This window comes from Nocardia sp. NPDC050717 (assembly GCF_040654275.1).
Taxonomy (GTDB): domain Bacteria; phylum Actinomycetota; class Actinomycetes; order Mycobacteriales; family Mycobacteriaceae; genus Nocardia.
On sequence record NZ_JBFAHR010000037.1, the window covers coordinates 1 to 4,672 of the forward strand.

The 4,672-nt window shown below is 71.2% G+C and carries 5 protein-coding genes; 2 read left to right on the forward strand and 3 right to left on the reverse strand.

The window, feature by feature from the left end; genetic code table 11:
* Window positions 1-127 precede the first annotated feature (127 nt).
* Window positions 128-2,428, reverse strand: coding sequence for a helicase-associated domain-containing protein (locus AB0H56_RS31905; RefSeq protein ID WP_357170540.1), 2,301 nt, complete (start codon window positions 2,426-2,428; stop codon window positions 128-130).
* A gap of 94 nt (window positions 2,429-2,522) precedes the next feature.
* On the opposite strand from AB0H56_RS31905, the gene AB0H56_RS31910 reads away from it, so the two are divergent.
* The gene (locus AB0H56_RS31910) at window positions 2,523-2,714 is read left to right on the forward strand and encodes a hypothetical protein (RefSeq protein ID WP_110037333.1); all 192 of its coding nucleotides are present in this window, start codon (window positions 2,523-2,525) and stop codon (window positions 2,712-2,714) included.
* Window positions 2,715-2,780: 66 nt separating this feature from the next.
* Here the strand turns inward: AB0H56_RS31910 and AB0H56_RS31915 are convergent, their stop codons facing one another.
* Window positions 2,781-3,392 carry a resuscitation-promoting factor Rpf1 domain-containing protein gene (locus tag AB0H56_RS31915; protein WP_232996461.1) on the reverse strand — a complete coding sequence of 204 codons (612 nt, stop codon included), beginning with the start codon at window positions 3,390-3,392 and terminating at the stop codon, window positions 2,781-2,783.
* A gap of 373 nt (window positions 3,393-3,765) precedes the next feature.
* Window positions 3,766-3,993, reverse strand: a complete 228-nt coding sequence (locus AB0H56_RS31920; protein ID WP_280219498.1) for a hypothetical protein — start codon at window positions 3,991-3,993, stop codon at window positions 3,766-3,768.
* A 159-nt stretch (window positions 3,994-4,152) separates the two neighbouring features.
* On the opposite strand from AB0H56_RS31920, the gene AB0H56_RS31925 reads away from it, so the two are divergent.
* Complete coding sequence (locus AB0H56_RS31925; RefSeq protein ID WP_355271726.1) at window positions 4,153-4,572, forward strand: cold-shock protein; 420 nt, start codon at window positions 4,153-4,155, stop codon at window positions 4,570-4,572.
* Window positions 4,573-4,672 lie beyond the last annotated feature (100 nt).

A 4,672-nucleotide genomic window follows, 5' to 3' on the forward strand; every position in this document is an offset into this window, starting at 1 on the left:
GATCAGGCACCGTTGCTTCGACTTCGTCGTTACGCAACGGCGCCTGATCGACGGGACGGCCGCGACCGCCGCTGGCGCGGCGGACCCTCCTCAGGGTCGGGTCGTGCGGGGCTGGGGTGCCGTCAGCTCACTCCAGTAGGGCCACCGAGGCGATGCGGTGCAGGGTGAAGTGGCGGGTGGCGCCGGTGACGGGGTCGACGGCGTCGAGTTGGCCGTTGCCGACGCGTAGCGGTTCGACCACGCGCTGGCTCGCCACGCCCTGGGCGTCGACGTAGCCGATGTTCACCGGGCGGCCCACCCTGGCGGCCAGCTGGAGCAGGGCCAGGGTGGCCGCGGTGCCGGTGCGGGTGCCGTCGGTGCGGACCTGCTGGCTGGAGCGGGCGCCCGCCGCGCGTTCGCCCGCGCGGAGCTCGGTGACCAGCAGGGCGAGCTGTTCGTCGCTCGGCGGGGTCGGGCGGTAGGGCTTGCGGGCCAGCGGGCGGACCGCGATGCGGGCGCCGCGCGGGCGCAGGTCGACGATCGCGCCCGCGGAATCCTCACCGGCCGGCGCGAACCCGGCCGCCCTGAGCTGTTCGAGCAGCTCACTCAGCGGAGCAAGCGCGATCGCGACGGTGGGCGCGATCGCGCGCAGGGCCAGCGTGTCGGCGACCGGCGCGGCCAGCACCTGGGCCAGCAGGGCGGGATCGTCGCTGCGCAGGAACGACTGCGCCATCCCGGCGCGCAACTGCCCGTGGCGGCGGGCCACGTCGTCGATGAGGTAGGTCAGCGACTGGGGGACCGGGGTGCGGGAATGGTTGGCGAACAGGGCGTGCAGCTCGGCCGCGGTGAGCCCGGCGTCGAGCGCGCGGCGCACCGACGCGTCGCTCACCCGGTAGACCGTCGCCGCGCCCGCCGACTCCACATCGGCGACCAGCGCGATCCGGCCACGCAGTTCGGGCACCAGCGGGCCGGGTGCGATCACCGTCAGATCGGCCTGCACGAGGACGTGATCGACCGGTTCCGGGAGCGCGGCGGCCATCTCGGCCTCGGCGTCGGCCAGGCTGGTCGCCGACCCGTGCAGCAGGGCCCTGGCGGCGGAGTCGAGGGCGCCGCGCCCGAGTAGGCCGAGAGTGGCCGCCTCGGCCAGGGTGGCGGTCACCGCGTCGAGGCGGAAATGCCTGCGCCGCCGCGGCATCCGCCAGGCCAGCAGCTTGCCGATATCGCCCGCGGTGAGCGCGGTGCCGCTCGGGTACTCGGCGAGCAAGCCGAGGATCGCGTGCCGGTCGCGCACCGCGTGCGGAATGCGCAGCTCGGCGGAGAGTGCCGCGATGGGCTTGTCGGCGGCGTCGCGCAGGCCGATCATCCACGGCATCCGGTCCAGTTCGAGCCAGGACTGCGCGAGCAGCACCCAGCGGGTCGCCGGCGGCGCGTCCAGCCAGGCATCGGCGGCGGGTGTCGGCGCCCAGAAGTCGTCGGTGGAGTCGAGTTCCGGTGTCGGCTCCGGCAGGCCCTTCTCCACCAGCTTGGCGGCGGCCAGCAACTCCATGAGCAGGCCGGCGCGCTGCTCGTCGATCCCGGTCTGCTTGGACAGCCTGCGCAATTCGCGCACGCCGAGCCCGCCGGCGCGCAGCGCGGGCGCGGGCAGGCGGCCCAGTGCGTCGAGCAGGTCGGCGCAATCGCGCAGCAGCTCACCGACTTCGCCCGCGCCGACAGCGTTCACCTCGGCGGGCGCGTTCTTGGTCAGCGTCGGCTTGGGCGGGGCGAGGGCGTGCGGGTCGGTCACCGGCTCGCCGCGCAGCACCTGGCCGACGGTCACCGGCAGTTCCACTGTCTCGTCGTCGATCCGGTGCAGCAGCCGGGCCGCCAGCAGGCGCGGCACCGGCCGGTCGGCGGGCGTGCCCGGCGCGGCGTCCCTGGTGCGCCCGCGCGGCCCCGTGGTGGCCAGCTTGTCGAGCAGGGCGCGTTCGGCCGGGCTCGCCTGTGTCAGCGCGGCGGTGACCTCCGGCTCGGTGAGCGCGTCGGGCAGCGCGGTGGTCGCGCCCAGCGGCCAGGGGAGGGCCTCGGCGGCGCTCGGGGTGAGGTGCAGGTCGTCGCCGAGCTGCCAGACCAGCGCGCGATCGAGCAGACGGGTCAGCGCGGCGGTGAACGCGGTCTTGGTGACGCGGTCCTTCAGCTGCGCGTGCAGGGTGGCGCGGGTCAGCGGGGTGTGCTCGGCGCCGATCGTGCGGGCGTCCTCGTTGGCCGTGAGCGCCTCGATGATCGCGAACTCCAGCGTGTCCAGATCGTCGGCGGCGCGCAGCACCGAGGCCCGCTGCTGGGCACGCACCGCGAGCACCGACATCGACGCGGGCAGCGGCACCGCCAGATCGGGCCGCAACTGCAGCAGTTTCACCAGCTGGGCATCGGTGCGCGCACCGAGCCAATCGGCGAGGGAGTCCGTCGCGATCATCCGATCCAGCCTACAGTTCGCGGCCACCTCGATCCGGACCGACCGGAGTGCGCCAGCCGCTGTTCAGCCCTGTCGCGTATGCCAGAATGAGCCGGTGGTGAACAAATCGAAGAAACCCTACGTCGACAATGGCTGGCCGCAGGTGGCCGACGGCGAGCACGCCGTGACCGAACTGTCGGCGACCCGCGCCGGTAACCTCTCGCCGTTCGGCGAGGAGACCGTGTTTCCCGTCCCGGCCACCGAGCTGCCGTACGTCCACCCGCAGACCGTCATCAACCGGGTGTAATACGGACGGGAAAGACAAGAGCCCGCATCCTCGAGGATGCGGGCTCTTGTTGTGTGCGTGGGGCGATCAGGAGGGCAGCAGGCCCTTGTTCGCCTCGAAGAAGTTGATGACGGCCGGGTCGAGCTGAGTGCCCTTGGCCGAGTTGAAGAAATCGAGCGCCTGCTGCGGCACGGCGACACCCTGCTGCTGCACGACGGTGAGGGCGCGGTCGACGGCCTGGAAGACTTCCTGGCTCGGGTCGGCCTGCACCTGCGGGACGTTGACCTGCGGGACCCAGCTCGGCGAGGAGGGGACGGCGCGCTCGGTCGGACCGCTGCTCAGGCCAAGCTTGGCCGAGCAGGAGGGCCATGCGCCCCAGCCCTGCGAGGCGAGCACCTTCTCGGCGACCGCGATCTGCTCCTCGCGGCTGGCCTGGTTTGCCGTGGCGGCGTACTCGCCACCACCGTGGGCGTTCCAGGTCGACGGCGAGAACTGCAGGCCGCCCTGGTAGCCGTTGCCGGTGTTGATGCCCCAGTTGCCGCCGGCTTCACACTGCGCGAGGCGATCCCAGTCGGAGTCGGGGGCCGCGCTGGCGTTTCCTGCGAAAGCTGCACTGGCGGTGCCGATGATGGCGCCGGTGACGGCGACCTTGGCGACAGTGCGGCCGGTGGAAGTCGGCTTGCGGTGGCGTCCACTCATATCGGGTTTCTTCCTCTCGTGCGCACCTGCATGTGGTCCGGACTGAGAGGTCTCCCGGTCCGCCCTCACCCCTGATTCCAATCGGGGTCCGGTACCCGCGGGGTGAGGTTCGGTGCGGCGGGCCGGTGGTTCCGGGGGTTGCCCCGGCTGAGAGAAACGGTACGACGGACAGCGGGGAAAGTCACTATTTGGTAACCGGCGTGTACAGGGTGGTCTCGGGGTGGTCTCAGGGTGATCCCCGAGGCGTCCGCGCAGGTAGTCGCCATGGTTTATGTGCGCGACGGTTGCACACACACTTCGTGACCTCTCCGTTATGTGATGAGGATCACATGTGCGTCTGGGTAACGACCGGGGCGGGTAACCGGTTGACGCGTCAACGCGCGCGACGGCCCGACCACAGCGCGAAGATCAACCCGAGCAGGAACCCCACCGGCGCGAGCAGCGCGAGCAGATACAGCACGAGCCCGGGTTCGGTGTCGGAGACGATCGGCGTCAGGAAGATCGCGACCACCGCCAGGATCCCGATCCCGAACAGCGCCACGGCCAGTCGCAGCAGCAGATCGCTCGGCCGCCGCGGGCGGTCAGGGGAAGAGTTCGTCACCGGTGCACCGTAAAACTGATGTGCTCGCGGTATGGCCACCGGGGTAGACTCTGGACACATCGCGTCCTGCCTTGCTGTGGGGCGCGTTCTTTTCGCGACAACGCAGAACTAACCCGGACCACAAGGGTTCGGGTGTCGAATGATGAACGGGTGAGCGCAGTGCCGACCGGCCGGGTGAAGTGGTACGACGTCGAAAAGGGCTTCGGCTTCCTTTCCCAAGACGAGGGCGAGGACGTCTACGTCCGTTCCTCCGCGCTGCCCGAAGGCGTCGAAGGGCTCAAGCCCGGCCAGCGCGTCGAGTTCGGCATGGCCGCCGGTCGTCGTGGCCCGCAGGCGCTGAGCCTCAAACTGCTCGAGGCGCCGCCGACGGTGCGCGGCAACCAGGCCCAGCAGCCCGCCCGCAAGGACGCGGGCCCGCGTAAGTCGCCCGACGAACTGCACGGCCTCGTCGAGGACATGATCACGCTGCTCGAGACGAAGGTCCAGCCGGACCTGCGCCGCGGCAAGTACCCGGACCGCAAGCTGTCGCAGCGGATCTCCGAGGTCGTCCGCGCGGTCGCCCGCGAACTCGATCACTGAATTGTTGGAGCGCTGGCGCGCTCGAGTCGCGGCCCCTTGGTCCCGTCGATCAGGCACCGTTGCTTCGACTTCGTCGTTACGCAACGGCGCCTGATCGACG